General features: G+C 64.3%; 18 protein-coding genes and 1 pseudogene. 4 read left to right on the forward strand and 15 right to left on the reverse strand.

Going from position 1 to position 15,787, the window contains the following annotated elements; all coding sequences use genetic code 11:
• The first annotated feature begins 121 nt into the window (after window positions 1-121).
• Complete coding sequence (locus B9Y82_RS17340) at window positions 122-478, forward strand: hypothetical protein (protein WP_100474321.1); 357 nt, start codon at window positions 122-124, stop codon at window positions 476-478.
• Window positions 479-523: 45 nt separating this feature from the next.
• The gene (locus B9Y82_RS17345) at window positions 524-1,054 is read left to right on the forward strand and encodes a cold-shock protein (RefSeq protein ID WP_100474324.1); all 531 of its coding nucleotides are present in this window, start codon (window positions 524-526) and stop codon (window positions 1,052-1,054) included.
• Window positions 1,055-1,106: 52 nt separating this feature from the next.
• Here B9Y82_RS17345 and B9Y82_RS17350 read toward each other — a convergent pair whose 3' ends face one another.
• From B9Y82_RS17350 to B9Y82_RS17390, 9 genes and pseudogenes are all read right to left on the reverse strand, one after another.
• Window positions 1,107-1,679, reverse strand: coding sequence for a hypothetical protein (locus B9Y82_RS17350; protein ID WP_100474327.1), 573 nt, complete (start codon window positions 1,677-1,679; stop codon window positions 1,107-1,109).
• Between the two features lie 69 nt (window positions 1,680-1,748).
• Complete coding sequence (locus B9Y82_RS20670; protein ID WP_157804659.1) at window positions 1,749-2,156, reverse strand: hypothetical protein; 408 nt, start codon at window positions 2,154-2,156, stop codon at window positions 1,749-1,751.
• 26 nt (window positions 2,157-2,182) lie between these two features.
• Window positions 2,183-2,623: a hypothetical protein gene (locus tag B9Y82_RS17360; RefSeq protein WP_100474333.1), complete on the reverse strand. Its 441-nt coding sequence runs from the start codon at window positions 2,621-2,623 to the stop codon at window positions 2,183-2,185.
• Between the two features lie 42 nt (window positions 2,624-2,665).
• Window positions 2,666-3,004 carry a hypothetical protein gene (locus tag B9Y82_RS17365; protein WP_134709220.1) on the reverse strand — a complete coding sequence of 113 codons (339 nt, stop codon included), beginning with the start codon at window positions 3,002-3,004 and terminating at the stop codon, window positions 2,666-2,668.
• Window positions 3,005-3,114: 110 nt separating this feature from the next.
• On the reverse strand, window positions 3,115-3,513 hold the full coding sequence (locus B9Y82_RS17370; RefSeq protein WP_100474339.1) for an Imm10 family immunity protein: 399 nt from the start codon (window positions 3,511-3,513) through the stop codon (window positions 3,115-3,117).
• A gap of 672 nt (window positions 3,514-4,185) precedes the next feature.
• Window positions 4,186-4,392: a hypothetical protein gene (locus B9Y82_RS20675; RefSeq protein ID WP_157804661.1), complete on the reverse strand. Its 207-nt coding sequence runs from the start codon at window positions 4,390-4,392 to the stop codon at window positions 4,186-4,188.
• 113 nt (window positions 4,393-4,505) lie between these two features.
• Complete coding sequence (locus B9Y82_RS17380) at window positions 4,506-5,015, reverse strand: hypothetical protein (RefSeq protein WP_157804663.1); 510 nt, start codon at window positions 5,013-5,015, stop codon at window positions 4,506-4,508.
• Between the two features lie 142 nt (window positions 5,016-5,157).
• Window positions 5,158-5,802: pseudogene (locus B9Y82_RS17385) on the reverse strand (HlyD family type I secretion periplasmic adaptor subunit); the annotation flags it as partial.
• Complete coding sequence (locus B9Y82_RS17390; protein WP_100474352.1) at window positions 5,727-6,155, reverse strand: cysteine peptidase family C39 domain-containing protein; 429 nt, start codon at window positions 6,153-6,155, stop codon at window positions 5,727-5,729. The gene B9Y82_RS17390 and the pseudogene B9Y82_RS17385, both read right to left, overlap by 76 nt.
• 702 nt (window positions 6,156-6,857) lie before the next feature.
• Here B9Y82_RS17390 and B9Y82_RS17395 point away from each other — a divergent pair.
• On the forward strand, window positions 6,858-8,357 hold the full coding sequence (locus B9Y82_RS17395; RefSeq protein WP_100474355.1) for a YifB family Mg chelatase-like AAA ATPase: 1,500 nt from the start codon (window positions 6,858-6,860) through the stop codon (window positions 8,355-8,357).
• Between the two features lie 124 nt (window positions 8,358-8,481).
• Here the strand turns inward: B9Y82_RS17395 and B9Y82_RS17400 are convergent, their stop codons facing one another.
• The 3 genes from B9Y82_RS17400 to yidA form a co-directional block, all read right to left on the reverse strand.
• The gene (locus tag B9Y82_RS17400; RefSeq protein WP_100474357.1) at window positions 8,482-8,868 is read right to left on the reverse strand and encodes a hypothetical protein; all 387 of its coding nucleotides are present in this window, start codon (window positions 8,866-8,868) and stop codon (window positions 8,482-8,484) included.
• A gap of 178 nt (window positions 8,869-9,046) precedes the next feature.
• A complete protein-coding gene (locus B9Y82_RS17405) occupies window positions 9,047-11,365 on the reverse strand; it encodes a TonB-dependent receptor (protein WP_100474358.1) in 2,319 nt (772 codons plus the stop codon).
• A gap of 378 nt (window positions 11,366-11,743) precedes the next feature.
• Window positions 11,744-12,577 (reverse strand): sugar-phosphatase, encoded by an 834-nt coding sequence (yidA, locus tag B9Y82_RS17410; RefSeq protein WP_100474359.1) that lies wholly within the window; start codon window positions 12,575-12,577, stop codon window positions 11,744-11,746.
• 149 nt (window positions 12,578-12,726) lie between these two features.
• Here yidA and B9Y82_RS17415 point away from each other — a divergent pair, with 149 nt between their 5' ends.
• Entirely contained in the window at window positions 12,727-13,389 is a 663-nt protein-coding gene (locus B9Y82_RS17415) for an exopolysaccharide biosynthesis protein (RefSeq protein WP_100474362.1), read from the forward strand.
• A gap of 69 nt (window positions 13,390-13,458) precedes the next feature.
• Here the strand turns inward: B9Y82_RS17415 and B9Y82_RS17420 are convergent, their stop codons facing one another.
• The 3 genes from B9Y82_RS17420 to B9Y82_RS17430 form a co-directional block, all read right to left on the reverse strand.
• On the reverse strand, window positions 13,459-14,769 hold the full coding sequence (locus B9Y82_RS17420; RefSeq protein ID WP_100474365.1) for a PQQ-dependent sugar dehydrogenase: 1,311 nt from the start codon (window positions 14,767-14,769) through the stop codon (window positions 13,459-13,461).
• Window positions 14,762-15,202 (reverse strand): DUF2231 domain-containing protein, encoded by a 441-nt coding sequence (locus B9Y82_RS17425; RefSeq protein ID WP_100475270.1) that lies wholly within the window; start codon window positions 15,200-15,202, stop codon window positions 14,762-14,764. Before B9Y82_RS17425 ends, B9Y82_RS17420 begins: the two co-directional genes overlap by 8 nt.
• 109 nt (window positions 15,203-15,311) lie before the next feature.
• Entirely contained in the window at window positions 15,312-15,722 is a 411-nt protein-coding gene (locus tag B9Y82_RS17430) for a hypothetical protein (RefSeq protein ID WP_238381628.1), read from the reverse strand.
• Between the last annotated feature and the right edge of the window lie 65 nt (window positions 15,723-15,787).

The raw sequence follows: 15,787 nt of genomic DNA on the forward strand, positions 1-15,787 counted from the left end.
GCTATGGCGGGCGGGGCGTGGGGGTCTTGTACCCGCCGGTTCCCAACATCCGGTTTTCGAGCCACGCTCTGCCCGCCACCTTTATCGGTGGCGGCGTCCGCCTGCATGCACGGAGCCTGCCATGACCACACCGCACTCCCCGCCCCCGCCGCCCATCCAGCAAGTGCCCTCGGCCGCGCCAGCCTTGGACCCCAACAGCCTCATCGCCATCCTGCACGCCATCGGCGCGGGCGCTGCGGCCGACGGCCAGCCCTGGCCCGAGCGGCACCATCTACGCAGCCGGCAGATGCAGTTGTCCGACGCCGACTGCGCACTCACCGGCCAACGCATCGTGCAGGAGATCCTGCTGGCGGCCGAGCGCACGCGCCAGAACGGCGAGCCGGAGCAGTACGTGGGCGACCGGGTGATGGAGGGGCTGGTGATGGCCGATCTCGCGCTGACTGCCTTCATCCACGAGCGGATGCGACCCAAGGACTGAGCGCGCTTATGGCGCGGACCTTTCTGCCTGTGTGCGGGGTGACGAATGAAGATGCACGGCCTTGCCGCTGCGGTGGTGTGCATCGCGGTGATCGGCGCGATGTGGGTGGAGTGGCCCGAGCCAGCGGGCGATCAGGTCTGGGCCTACCAGAAGCTACGGCCGGCCGATTACCGCCTGCTGCACAGTGATGCACTCGGCTTCGTGACCGCGAAGGCCCACGAGGGTTTTGAACTGCACGCGCGCTATGCCGGGGTAATGTCCTTCGAGATCCGCTGCAAGGGCGTGCTGGTTATGGAGGTGGAGAACGCGCCCTCGCGCGTGCTGATCCGCATGCCCGCCGATGCACGGTGGCGGGCGCCGGATATCGAACGGCTGCGCATCAGCTTCGAGCGTTGGCTGGATCTGCACCAGAGCCAGGGGCGATTGCTGGTGGAAAGCGCGGGGCCTTCGTGGGTTGAGGCACGGTTTGGGCGCTTCAATGGGTTGGTGCTGGATGAGCAGCGGTGTCTGCTTGGGGCGCCAGCCAACCGCCAGGCCGCTTCCACCAATTACCTCAGCGCTGAAGTGCCCTCGTAGGCTGACGCTCACGGTTGCGCTGTGCCTGCACCGCATGCGGCACAGCAACTGGTCAGGGGCCAAACCCCAGCGCCATCGCAACCACTTTCCCATCCCGAACGTAGAAGCAAATGCTCGATCCACCTTCCGAGAACCCACAGGTGCGCTCGACATCGAAGCCCCCCAGCGTTGCCTGCTCTGTCTTCCCCTGGCCATATCTGCGTGCTGTGCCGATGGCCTCGGACGCCGGATCACCCATCGCAACGCCTTTCAGCTTCATGCCGCGCAGGCTCTCGGTTCTACCTGCAGTGGGTTGCGCCGCGCTGATCGATGAAACGCGGATCTCATCAATGGTTCGGAACTGCGGAGCCACGTCAGGGTTGGAGGTGATCAGCACCTCCAATCGGGTAGTGGGATCCAGGTATCTACGCCGTATCAGCCCTGCCGCGTCCACGACCATCTCGCCATCACCATAGCGGCGCAGGACATCCCTCTCGCTGTAGACATGCGGGATGAATCTTCCATCGCGGAAGGCTTTCGATACAAAGTCTACGCGTGGATTCCCTGCGGGGAAGCCTGCTGCTGCAGGCAACATACCCAGCGCAATCCAGATGAGTCTGCGTGTCTTCATGACAACTTCGTCCATCCATCTGAAAGAATGATCACAGAGCATTCTTGACTCATGTGCGGATAGCCCACTCGTTCCAGAGGCGTATCACCATTCCGGATGATAGCGGTCCTTGTACTCGTCTTGAATCAGTCCTTGGTTCACATAGCGCCCCTGACTGGTCCTCAGCACGTCCCGCGCGAACCTCAAGGCGCCGTCAACCGAATCAAACGTCCACTCGGTACCGAAGGGATGATCCGGATCCACCGCCTCGAACTCGTACACATCGATGAAGCCAGGCGCTCCATTGTCAAATACTTCGCAAAGACGAACCCTCCAGGCGTTCAGATTGGCCTGCTCAATGGAGACAAAGCGAATCACACGCTGATCCAACTCATATCGATCGGGGAGCAGCTGCTCGACATCGCGGCCCACCGAGAGATTGCCTGTTACATCCAGATCACAAAGATAGCGCTGCAATGGATCCCTCATTCCGTTGAGAAAATTGACCAGCAAGTGAGCATCGGCGACTTCCGGAGCGACTAGGACGCCTCGCCCGAGGCATAGTGCCATGCACCCGACGATTGGCCGTTGTAACGGCTATCGATGTCCTCCAGCCATACCTTCAGATCCATCAGAAACCTTGCATGGTCGAAGTCCTTGAACTTCACCCTGCCCAGTTGCTCCGCCAACTGCTCAAGCAATTCGCGGGAGACATACCGCATTTTCTCCTTCATCGAGAGCGGAACGATGGTCGGCAGGTCAAGCATCACATCGGTATAGAACTCCGCCTTCTTTCGTCGAAACTGCACTCTTCGCTTGAAATCCAGCTCGGGATCTCGACACACGAAAAGCAATGCCACAGAAGCCACTTCGTTCCCGTAGCTCCTGGACTCGAATGTGGCGGAGCGCTCTACGTAATGACTTTTTATCCTGCCAACATGCGACTCCCAGTCGCAGTCCGCCACGAAGTTCATTTTCATCAGTCCCCCGCTCCATGTCAGTGCTGCGCGCGCATCCCGCACCTATTCGAGCAGGTCGTGTAGATCGATGCCAGACGGATTCACCAGGCGCTTCTCGCGACCCACATGGTGAAGCTCGAAGGTGCCTTTCTCTGAATCGATGACACGGGTGCCATCAAGCACCGCCAGAAACCCGAAGACCGCCGAACGGGCAGCTTCACCGGCAACGGCTCGCAACATGTCGGCTTCTACAGCGGACAAGCTGTTGAACCATTCGGACCGTGCCAACAGGTCTGGGGCCACCCGACGGCCCGGTGGATACGCCAGGTTCGAGATCGTACTACCCACGGATGATTCAAGCACATAGCGCTGGATAGCGGATACAAATTCGTCAGCTTTCATACCACTCCCCCGGCTTCGAAAATGAGCCGGAACACATTCGCCTGTCCGGACCTGCTGCCTCTTGTCCCCGCTCAGCCCGCCTCTCGCAGGCAGTGCGGCACAGCATGAACTCAATCCCGTCCAGACGAGTTCAGATCAAGCGGAATACCCTCCGCAACACAGATTTTCCGCAACGCGGCCTCCAGCTTGCTGCCGTTGTCCAACGTTTTCAGTGTGACTGCAATCCCACCAGTGATCCCAAGCTTCCTCTGTGCACCTTCGGAGAGAGACAGCTCAAGCTCCATCCGCCGCAGAGAGATATGCACCAGACCGCCATAGCAAGGCTCAAGACCTCCACCGACCTCGATATGGGCGTGCGCCATGCCCAGCTCTTCGTCCTGATCGTCATACGCCTTCGCGTTCTGCAGTATCACGTAACGAGAGGGATTCGTTGAGCTGTCGGCCAAGCCAACTACGATGCAGCAATCATCTTCCTCTATGGAAACGACTTCGGCCGTGAATCTGTACATTCCCCGGGTACTCCCGACATTACGATGTGCACTGCAAATGCATCAGGGGGGTATGCCCGCCAGGCGCGATGCGCGTTCTGCTGCAGGACACCCTCTCGGTGTCCTGCGTCGGCTGCGAGCAAGGCTCCCCCATGTACCAGGCATATGCCCAAGCCGCGAAGCGCAGATGGTCGGCGTGGCTCTCCGCGCCATAGGAGTACTGCAGGTACAATCCATCCATCTGCATTTCTGCACGGTAGATACCCCTGCTCGGCGAGTCGTTCGACCATGCGGTGGCAAGCACCTCGTGTCCGCAGGGACCCATGAAGCGAAGCATGCTGTGCATCTGGGACCCGCTGTCGCGTTCCAGTCGCTGGAATCCATCGCCTTCATCAGTGACGCGCTCATCGCCTCGAAGTGACATTGAGGCAGGCAGCGTGGCGCCGACGCTCACTATCAAGCGGATGGACGTCCATGGCGTTCCCGCTGCTCTATCCGGCCCCTCATTTACTCGGCCGTCGTCGCGGGACAGATGCACCACCACGGCGTTGCTACCAGCCGGGTCAACGCCGGGCCGCAGCAGGTAGGGACGGAGCATCAGATTCACTGGGCGCTGAGGTGGAGGGTCCTGGCATGCGGCAAGGGCTGTCAGAAGCAGAAGCAGGAGGAGGCGCAGCATCCGCACGGATGAACTCATTCATCGTTGGCGTTGATCTTGCCTGCGGCATTGAACCAGTTCGCCATCTTGTTGAGTTCTGCAGCGGTAGCTGCATCCAACCCCCGTGCCTGGGTATGGGCAAGGTCTCTCAGGTGGCGATAGGCCTCGGCATGCTGGCCTGAGTTTCGGTAGTTCTGAGGCGTGGCGCACTGGGACGAATCAAGATTGAGAATGCCGGACATGTTCTTCCTTGATACAGCTGCAGTGAAGAGTGAATGGAGTGAAGGCGTGATGGATCAGGCGAGGACCACCCGCCGCACCTGCAGCGCGTGGAGAGAGGATGTGGCGTCTGGGGTCAGTGTGTGCCGGGTTCGGGCGGGCTCCCAGCGGCAGGTTCCGAAGGAGGGCAGGCATGCCCGGCATACCAGTTGTAGACCCAGGCGGCGAAGCGGAGGTGGTCAGCGTGGGATTGCGCGCCGTAGAGGTACTGTAGATACATGCCATCCATCTGCATTTCAGCCAAGTAGGTGCCTTTGTCCGTGCTGTCACCGGACCGTTGCGTCGCCAGCACTTGATGCGCGCACGGCCCTTCGAAGCGAAGAATGCCGCGTTCAGGCGCCCAGCTCTTTGGAACCAGACGCTCGAAACCGTCGCCTTCATCCATGACACGGTCATCGTCGCGAAGCGACATTGACGCGGGCAAAGTGGTACCGATGCGTATCAGCAGGCGGATGGACGTCCATGGCGTCCCCGCCGCTCTGCCTGGCCCATCTTTGACGCGGCCGTTGTCGCGATACAGATTCACGACCACCGCGTTGTCACCCGCCGGGTCGACACCGGGTCGCAGCAGGTAGGGACGGAGCATCACGTGCACGGGACGCTGAGGGGGAGGACCCTGACATGCAGTCAGGACTGCCAGAAGCGGAAGCAGGAGGAAGCGCAGTCTTCGCACGAATGACCTCATTTGGTATGTGGTGTGGCCACCCGTCTTGGGTGCCTGGCGTGGATCAGCGCTCGCGCATCGCCTCTCCCGCGTGTTGGCGCAACGGGCTCAGCAGGTAGTCGATGACCCGCCGTTTCCCGGTCTTGATCTCGGCGCTCAGGCTCATGCCTGCGGTCATGCGCACGCGCACCCCATCGATCTGCAGGGTGGCCTTGTCGAGTTTCACCCGTACCGGGAAGACCAGGCCGAGGTTCTCGTCCTGCATGGCATCGTGAGAGACGCTCACTACTTTCCCTGTCAGGTAGCCGTAGCGGGTATACGGGAAGCTATCCACCTTCACGGTTACCGCCTGGCCGGTGCGCACAAAGCCGATATCCTTGTTGAGGATGGTAGCTTCGACCTCCAGTGATTCCTCGCTGGGGACGACGGCCAAGAGGGGCTGCGCCGGAGTAACCACACCACCCACTGTATGCACGACCAGCTGCTGCACAGTTCCATCGACAGGCGCCCGCAGGGTCATCTGGTGGTCGCGCTGCCCTGTTCGCGATACTTCAGGCGCCATCTGCCCGATCTGCTCCTGCGCCTCACGCAATCCGTCCAGGGTCTGTTGGCGGAAGTCGGCCACCAGCACCCTCAGTTCTTCTTCGGCAGCCCGCTGGGCCGACCGGATCTCCTGCACGCGATTGCGCTGCGCGGCAAGATCGCGCTCAACGGGCGCTTCTGGGCCAGATCGTGGATCAGCACCTGATCGCCATTGATGCGGGCGATGATGAACGCATCACCGTCCTCACCAAGCGCAAGCGCAGGCAGGTTGGCCAACGCCAAGCGCGCGCAGGGCGTCGACACCATCCGCGCCTTGAAGCCCAGCTTGCGCGCCGCCAAGACCAGGGTCGTTTCGTCCATGGGGGCATTGCCCAGTCCAGCGTCGTGTGCCAGCTGACTGGTGTCGGCCGCAATGCCATGAAATTGGGCAAGCAGCACCAGACCACGCAACGCCAGATCCTGTTGATCCTGCGCGCGCGCTACCCCCGGCACCGAAAGTGCCGCGTCTCCCTCTGACATAAAATCCCCTGCGCAACTTCCATTGTGCGCGTCCCCGCGATGAGCTTGGGGTCAGTTGAAAACCCTGTCAAGTGGGGGTCTCAGCACAGTTGGCCGCATCAGAGGCGCCACTCTCCGCTTGTGGGATTCGACCCTGCGAGGACAGTTTCCGGGTCGTATCCGCCGCAGGGAAGCTCCTTGCAGCGTCGGGGCAGATGTCCGACACGTTGCCCGAAAAATCCGCAGCGGGTTGGCTCTAACTTTGGTCGGCTATCTATTGAACTTCCGCTGCCGGCCAGGAGCAGAGAATCGCGGTATTTCGTCCACGCCCAACCACGAAGTGCTTTGGCCTTGAAGGAAGTCCCGAGCCGGATCCTGCTGGAGCGGGCGTTGGCGGGATCAGGGCCCGCGGTGGTTGCCGGGGGAAAGTGCGGAGCCGCCATGGGCAGAGGCACGGATTGGGCGCTTCAATGGTCAGTGCCTGATGAGCAGTGGTATCTGCTTGGCCCCATACCGCCGCCAGGCCAATGCCGACGCCCTCCAGTTTGAGTAGCACGGCCAGCTGGAGACCATCCTTTACTCGATAGCAGAGGCTCGTTTCCGCAGAAGAAGACACGCTCCACCTATCCGCCGGAATTCCCCTAGCCGCTTCACCAGCGATTCCCGATAACCCCCACAGAACACCTGCCGCACCATCAAGCGTCCCTCCGCAGGAAACCATATATGAGCCTGGCGCTCGTCCACAGCCGTGCCCGCGCCGGGGTCGATGCCCCGCTGGTGCGGGTGGAAGTGCACCTCTCTGGCGGCCTGCCTGCCACCCAGATTGTCGGCCTGGCCGAGACCAGCGTGCGCGAATCCCGCGAGCGCGTGCGTGCCGCCCTGCTCTGTGCACGCTTCGACTTTCCGCAGCGGCGCATCACGTTGAACCTCGCGCCCGCCGACCTGCCCAAGGAAGGTGGGCGATACGACTTGGCTATCGCGCTGGGCATTCTGGCGGCCAGCGGCCAGGTCGATCCGCAGTCGCTGCTGCAGTACGAATTCCTGGGCGAGTTGGGCCTGACCGGCGAGCTGCGCCCGGTGGCTGGCGCGCTGCCGGCGGCCATTGCGGCGGCTGACGCCGGGCGCATCCTGGTGGTGCCGCCGGGCAATGCCGCCGAGGCTGCGCTGGCCGAGCATGCCGATGTGCGGGTAGCGCGTACGTTGCTGGAGTGCTGTGCTGGGTTGGGGAACCCACGCCTGCTGCCGCCAGTAAAGCGTGTGGACACGACGCCGTTGCCGCTGCCCGATCTGGCCGACGTGCGCGGGCAGGCGCATGCACGGCGCGCGTTGGAGGTCGCTGCTGCGGGTGGGCACCATCTATTGCTGATCGGCAGCCCTGGCTGCGGCAAGACGCTGTTGGCGTCACGCCTGCCCAGCCTGCTGCCGGACACCGAGGAGGCCGAGGCGTTGCAGCTGGCCGCGATTGCCTCGGTGAGTGGTGAAGGGCTGGACCCACGACGCTGGCGGCAAAGGCCGTTCCGTTCTCCCCACCACAGTGCGAGTGCGGCGGCGCTGGTGGGTGGCGGCAATCCGCCCTGCCCCGGCGAGATCTCCCTGGCCCATCACGGTGTCCTTTTCCTCGATGAGCTTCCAGAGTGGAATCGAAGTGCGTTGGAAACCCTGCGCGAGCCACTGGAATCCGGCCACATCCGCATCGCCCGCGCGGCGCGCAGCGTGCAGTATCCCGCGCGCTTCCAGCTGGTGGCCGCGATGAATCCCTGCCCGTGTGGCTGGGCCGGTGACCGCAGCAACCGCTGCCTGTGCAGTGACGAACGCATCAACCGCTATCGCGCGCGGGTGTCCGGCCCGTTGCTGGACCGTATCGATCTGCATATCAGCGTGGGGCGCATGGACGCGGTGGAGCTGCGGGAGAGCACGCCGCTGGGTGAGCCCAGTGCTGCGGTACGTGCACGAGTGGAAGCCGCCCATGCCCGGCAGCAGGTGCGTGGCGGGCTGAATGCCCATCTGCCGCCGGCGGCGCTGCGTGTCTGTACGAGACTGAGCGAGGCCGATCAGGATCTGTTGGAGCAGGCCATCGAGCGGCTGCAGCTGTCCGCACGGGCGATGCACCGGATTCTGCGGGTGGCGCGCACGATTGCAGATCTGGCGGGTTGCGAGGTGATCCAGACGGCGCATCTGGCTGAGGCGATCGGGTACCGGCAGTTGGATCGGGGAAAGCCTTAGAAATGCCGGTCGGGTTGGCTATTGGTGGAGTCGACCGTTGGTCGACTCGCGCGCGAAGCGCGGCCTTCTGCGAGGTAGATGCGAAGAGCGGTCGACTAACAGTCGACCCTACCAAGGGCAGGCATCACGCCGCGGAATCCACCCGCCCCCGCTTCGCCAGCAACGCCACCCGACGGCTGACCAGCGCGTGGAGCTCCGCCAGCTCCGACGCCCGGCCAGCCGTCATGTTCCCGCCAAACAACACCCGCGACAACGCCGCCTCGTCGCTGTCGTCCGGGTGCTGCCAACGGTCGCGATACACCTTCTGGCAGACCAGCCACGCGTGCGGCAGCCCACCACCGGGCAGCGGGCGGACCACGCGTTCGTAGACCTGCCAGAACTGGTACTCGGCCCGCAGGTCGATTGCAGGCGCCACGGACAGCGCCTGCCGGGGCCGTCCTGGGCCCCGGATGCCGAACAGCGGGGTTCGCGGGTTGTGCTGTGCCATGCCAACAGCATGACCCAGCAACATTGTGGGAACCTTGCGTCGCTGCCAGAAAACCCCTGTTGTTTGCGCAAGGCAGGTTTGTAGGCGGGTTTTGGGGGTCAGAGCCCTTTGCTGCGCAAAGGGATCTGACCCCGATCACGGGATGGCTGCGGGGTCGGATCCCTTTGCGCAGCAAAGGGCTCTGACCCCGCCACTCCTTGCCTCAGAACGCCATCGAGGTGCTGAACATCAGCTGCCGGGGCGCGCTGCGCTGCAGTGTCTGGTAGTCCCCCGAGAACGACGAGCCGGCGATGGTGGCGGTGCCGATGTTGTGGCGGTTGAACAGGTTGCTCACGTCCAGCCGCAGCTCCAGGCCGGGCACGGCGCTGTCCGCACCGAAGCGATAGGCGGCATAGGTGTTGACCTGCCAGAAGGTCGGCACGCGGATGTCGTTCTCGTAGGTGAAGGGCTGGCGCAGGTAGGAGGTGCTGGTGGCACCGAAGCGCCAGTCACCGAAGTGCGCGGAAAGATCACTCACCAGCGAGATCTGCGGGTAGCCCGGCTGGGCGTTGCCCTTGATCGGGTACACCGTGTCCCCCACCACAAAATCACTGTCGTAGTACGAACGGGCCACGGCCACGCCCTGGTAGAACTGCAGGTGGTCGGTCAGGTCGGCGGTGATGCCGAGGTCAGCACCGATCACGTGCATCTTCGGCATCAGCCGCGCGGTGTTGATCTGCGCGAACTGGGTGCCGATGGCGGCCGACAGCAGACGGTTGCGGATGTCGTTGTAGAACACGTCGCCGGTGATCGTCAGCCGGTCGAAGCGATGCGATGCGCCCACAGTCAGGTTCCAGTTCTTCTCCGGGCGCAGCGTGCCGGCCACGCGGTCGAACTCTTCCTGGTCGGTGATGGTCCACGCCGAGGCGGTGTAGCCGATGTTGCCGCGCTGGGCCACGCGATAGCCATTCATGGTGTTGGCCAGGTCGATGAAGGCGTCGGTGGATTCGGTCGGGCTCCAGAACAGCGAGACATGCGGCAGGAAGTTGCTCTTGGCCCGCAGCGTGCCGTTCACCGGCCGGTCCTTGGCATCCCCCAGGCCGCCACCGCTGGTGCGGAAGTCGACGGCCTTGAAGCCAACGCCCAGCTTCAGCGTGTCGTTCAACACGATGTCGTCCTGCAGGTAGAACTGGCGCGAGCGGGTCACCCAGCTCGATGCATTGTCAGTCTTGAATGCGGGGCCATACACATCGAACGGACCGGTGGCCTTCAGCGGCGGGCCCTCGCCCAGCAGCGGCTGCTGGTACCACTCGGTCTTGGCCGCGGCCTTGCTCTTCTCCTGCCAGACGCCAGCAGTGAAGGTGTGCGCGCCGGTCTCGAACTGCAGGTTGAGCATGCCACCCAGCCGGTTGAGGCGCGGCGTCTGCACCTGTTCGGAGAATGGCGCGCCGTTGGGCGACGGTACGGTCGGGTCGGTCAGCGTGGCCTGCGTATGGCTGTTGGCGTTGTACAGCTGCACGTTGCCGCTCAGGGCCGGGGTGATCTGGAAGCGATGGTTGATCGAGGACACGCGGTCGCGGGTGGTCTGGCCGGTGTCGTACGGAATCAGTTCGGACAGCTCACCGCAGGTGTAGGCGCCGCAGGATTTGTCTGCGTTCTCCGGCGAGGCCACGTACCAGGCCCACGCGTAATCGGGATAGAAGATGTCGGCCTTCCAGCCCAGCTTGCGGATCATGTCGAAGGAAATGTTGTTGTAGCCCCAGACCTTGGCCTTGCTGTCGGACAGGAACACGGTGAAGTCGCCCCAGGCGACGTCCTGCTGCAGCTTCAGGTCGCCGCGCAGGAAGTTCTGGGTGCCCTCGCCCTGGTACTTGTCGGCGGACACGCGCTGCAGGTCGACCAGCACCTTCGGGCCATGCTCACCGAGCTGGCCGCTCTGCCCGGATACGGTGGTGACCAACGTGCTGTTGCTGCCCACGCCCTGCTTCACGCGCAGGCTGGGGGTGTCCTGCAGCCCGCGCAGGCGGTATTCCAGGCTGCCGCCGTTGACGCTGCTGGAGAACACACTGACCGGTGCCCCACCGGGGCTGACCGTGATCGCGCCGATGCCATCGGGCACGCCCACGTTCACCACGCTGGTGCCGGTGAGCGAGAGGAAGCCGTTGTCATTCAGTGGCACGCCCTCGAAGGTGATGCCCATTTCATTCATGCGGAAGCCGCGCACGAACAGGCTGGTGGCGGAGATATCCAGGCCCAGCCCGTCGGTGGCGGTGTAGCTGGCGCCCGGCACCTGCTTGAGCATGGCCAGGCCGTTGTTGCCGGTGACCATCGCGTCGAGGTCTTCGGCCTTGATGATGTATCGGTTGGGGCCGACCACCTGGGTCGGTGCCACGGCCGCACCGCGCGGTGTGGCGATGACCTGCAAGGCGTTGAGCGTGGTGGGCGTGTCGAGCGCGGCGTCGTGCGTGTCTGCGGCGTACGCAGGTGCGGCGATGGCCGTGATGATGGCCAGGGCGAGGCGCGTCGTGGGTGGGGTGTTCATGGCAGTAAATCCAGGTGCAGGGAGAGAGCGGCGCAGGCGCACGCCCAGCGCGTTGCAGCACCGGTGTCGGCGCCCTGGCTGGCGATGCGATTGCGTTGGGGGAGTGACGGCGCGGTGCGCGCTGGTCAGCAGACGAAGGCGATCATCTGCCGTGGGATTCGGTGGCGTGATTTCGACGTGCGAAATTCTTGCATCGCACTGCCGCATTCGCCATTGCGCCGTGGTACAGCGCCAATGGCGGTGGGGATGGGTGGGCTATACGTGGGTATAGCCCCGGCATGGTGGAGGCCGACCTTGGTCGGCGCTTGTGTGCCAACCAAGGTTGGCACCCACCGGGGCGGATGAGGTTGGCACCTACCAGGGCATAGGGACGCGCGGTTACTGCAGGACGAAACGCTCGATCGCGCGCGCCACGCCGTTATCGGCATTGCTGGTGGTTTCGAACCGCGCCACCGCCTTCACCGCGTCGATGGCATTGCCCATCGCCACGCTGGTACCGGCGTATTGCAGCATGGTCAGGTCGTTCTCCTGGTCGCCGATGGCCATCACGTTGGCGCGGTCGATGCCCAGGTGTTCGGCCAGCTTCTGCAGGCTCGGTCCCTTGCCGGCGCGATGATCGAACACTTCCAGGAAGAACGGTGCGCTCTTCAGCACCGCGAAGCGCTCGGTCAGCTCGGCGGGCAGGCGCGCGATGGCGGCATCCAGCACGTCGGGTGCGTCGATCATCATCAGCTTGATGAAGGACATCGACGGGTCCATGTCGGCCACGCGGCGATAGGACAGCGGCATCCGCGAGAGATGCGAGTCGGCCACGGTGTAGTAGCTGATGTCCTGGTTGGGCGTATACATGCGCTGGCTGTCCAGTGCCTGGAAGTGCACGCCAAGGTCGCGGGCCACCTGCTCGCAGAACAGGAAGTCGTCGAAGCTGAGCGGATACTCGACCACGGTTTCGCGCGTGCCGATGCGCTGCACCAGGCCGCCATTGCAGGCGATGCAGTAATCATCGTCGCCGGTGATGCCCAGCTCGTGCAGGAACGGCGCCAGGCCGGGAACCGGGCGGCCACTGGTCAGCACGATGTGCACGCCCAGCGCGCGCGCCTGCGCGATGGCCCGCTTGGCCCGGGCGGTAAGCGTGTGGGTGGGGTCCAGCAGGGTGCCATCCATGTCGATGGCGACCAGTTCGATGGTCGATTGCCTGCGGCCCATGTCCATTGCGTTCAACTCGTGCGGGGCACGCCAGTTTAACCCCTCATGCCCGGTTCACCTCTTTGCCTACGTTGGCCGGGATACTGCGGGGGCCTGTGCGTCCCCCACCGCAGGACGGCCCATTGACCGCCCTTCCCTGGAGAACCTTGCGACGCATGACCTACCGTGCCCCCGAAACCAATGACAGCGCGCCCCTGGCCCAGCAGATCGAGCAGATGATCGACGAGCTGCCCGGCGACCAGGTGAGCGTCGGCACCCTGCTCAGCGCGCTGGGCGATGAAGGCCTGCTGCTGATCGTCATCCTGCTCTCGGCCATCTTCATCATTCCGGTGTCGATTCCCGGGTTGAGTACGGTGTTTGGCGCCTCGATCCTGCTGATCGGCCTGAGCCGGGTGCGCAACCGACCGCTGTGGGTGCCGCAGAAGCTGGCGCGCCGCGAGATCGCCACCGACAAGCTGAAGGCCAACCTGGGCCGTGCGCTGAAATGGGTGCACCGCATGGAGCGGCTGTCGCGGCCGATGCGGCTGGCGGTGATGGTGCGCTCGAAGAAGATGATGCGCCTGAACAACCTGATGCTGGTGTTCGCGACCCTGCTGCTGATGGCGCCGGCCGGGCCGATTCCGTTCAGCAATACCTTGCCGGCGCTGGCGCTGATGTCGTTTGCGATTGGCTTCATCCAGCGCGATGGCGCGGCGGTGGCCGCCGGTTACGGTTTCGTGGTGGCCACGGTGGTGTATTTCGGCGTGCTGCTGGGTGGCGTGGGGTTCGCTGCCGAGTCCGTGTTCAGCGGGCTGCGCGTGGCGCCGTCGGAAGTGTAGAGCCGAGCATGGGCTCGGCTCTACAAACGCCAGATCCAACGCAGTCGAGCGTGGCTCGACGCTACACAGCTATTTCGCAGACACCCGCCACACCACGTCGCCCACGTCGTCGGCCACCAGCAATGCACCCTCAGCGTCCATGGCCATGCCCACCGGTGCGCCCATCAGGGTCTTCTCGTCCTTCGAGGCGAAGCCGCTGACCACGGTCTGCGGCCGCCCGGTCGGCTTGCCGTCCTTGAACGGCACGTAGACCACTTCGTAGCCGCTCAACGGCGAGCGGTCCCAGCTGCCGTGTTCGCCGATGAAGGCGCCGCCGTGGTACTGCGCCGGCAGTGCCTGGCCGGTGTAGAACAGCAGGCCCAGCGGTGCCACGTGCGAGCCGATGGCGTAGTCCGGCACGATCGCCTTGGCCACCAGGTCCGGCCGCTGCGGCTGCACGCGCTCGTCCACGTGCTGGCCGTAGTAGCTGTAAGGCCAACCGTAGAAGCCATCCTCCTTCACCGAGGTGAGGTAATCCGGCACCAGGTCGGCACCGATCTCATCGCGCTCGTTCGCGACCGCCCACAGCTGGCCGGTGCTCGGCTCCCAATCCAGCCCGGTCGGATTGCGGATGCCCGAGGCGTAGATGCGGCTACCACGGGTGGCCACGTCCACTTCCAGCACCACCGCGCGGCGGTATTCGACGGCCAGGCCGTTCTCGGTGATGTTGCTGTTGGAGCCCACGCCCACGTACAGCTTGCGGCCATCGCGGCTGGCCAGCAGTTCCTTGGTCCAGTGGTGGTTGATGGTGCTGGGCAGGTCGGTGAACTCGCGGCCCTTGTCGGACATGCGGGTTTCGCCGGGCACGTAGTGGTACTGCATGATGTTGCCGGTGTTGGCCACGTACAGCGTGTCGCCGATCAGCTGGATGCCGAACGGCGAATGCAGGCCCTCGATGTACACGTGCTGGGTCCACGTGGAAGTGCCAGGCGCACGGCGCAGCAGGGTGACCCGGTTGCCGCCCTTGCCCGCCTTGCCCGAGCGCGCCTTCACCTTGCCGGCGATCCACTGCTTGGGCGTGGTGACCGGTTCTTCCCCGGGGCCGTTGCCTTCCACCACCAGCACATCGCCATTGGGCAGGGTGAGCAGGCGGCGCGGATGCTGCAGGTTGGCCGCGATGCGTTCGATCTTCAGTCCGTCGGCCACCGTGGGTGACTGCCCCTCGGCCCAGCCGACGCCCTTGGGCACCTGCATCGGCGGCATCAGGAAGTTGGCCGGCTTGGGCAGCGGCGGCTGCGGGCCCGACTGGTCGGCCGGATGGTATTCGGCCTTGCCGGCACAGGCCGACAGCATCACGGCCAGCGCCAGGGCGCCCACGATGGGCAGGATGTGCTTAGCCATGACGACCTCCCTGCAGCACCGGCGCCTGCAGTGACAGCAGGATCAGGCCCAGGGCGATCAGGGCCACGGTCAGCGCCGACAGGATCGTGCCCGGCACCGCGACGGCATAGGCATCGCGGCTGTGTACGAAGGCGTTCCAGATGGCCAGCACCACCGCCACCAGGTTGAGGAAGAAGTCGATGCGGTCGATGCGGGTAGCGGTGCCGTTGCGGCGCCAGACCGCGAACAGGTTGATCAGGCGCGGAATGATGGCGATCAGCAGGCCGAAGGTGATCAGCCAGGCGGCGGCCTTGCCCCACATCACCTCGGCGCTGTTGAGATAGATCGCGTCGAAGATCAGCGCCCCGACGAAGAAGCCGAAGGGTATCGGATTCAACAGGCTGAACAGCGTGGTGCCGAGGCCGCGATGGGCCTGGGCGAGCGGATTGACCATCATCGTTGCTCCGTGCGGAAGGGTGCACGGGCTGTAGTAGCACAGCGCGATGTGAGGGCGCGCGATGACGCCGGGATGGGGTTGCCACTCCCGCCGAACGGGCACCGCGCTACGCGGATTCGTCCTCGCGCACCTCATGGAAGGGCAGCATCGTTTCGAATCCGAATTCGTGTTCCATGCTGGTGCGGACCAGGCCGCCGATGGCGTAGCGACTGGTGTTGGCATGCACGTCTATGCCACCGGGCCGCCACTCGGTTCGCAGATGCAGCGTCTCTGCGCGTCGCATGACGATCCGCTCCTCCTGCAGCAGGGCCCGTCGGTGCCGCTTCATCAACAGGCGTAGCGGTTTCACCGTGGTGATGCCGAATGCTGCCAGCTCGGGCAGCAACTCGGCGATATCGGCATCGTCGCCATAGTCGTGGCTGCGCGTATGCACGGCCAGCACCACCTTGCGGATGGCGGCGACCGAGAGCGGGGTCTGGTCTGCGCGCGCGCGGCCGCGCTGGCGTTCGTTCTTCATGTGCGTGGTCATCCGCAAGTAGTTCTTCCTGTTTCCCACGACTCAACTTCAACCGCGCGAAGATG

The organism is Stenotrophomonas maltophilia, from assembly GCF_002799155.1.
Classification (GTDB): Bacteria; Pseudomonadota; Gammaproteobacteria; order Xanthomonadales; family Xanthomonadaceae; genus Stenotrophomonas; species Stenotrophomonas maltophilia_R.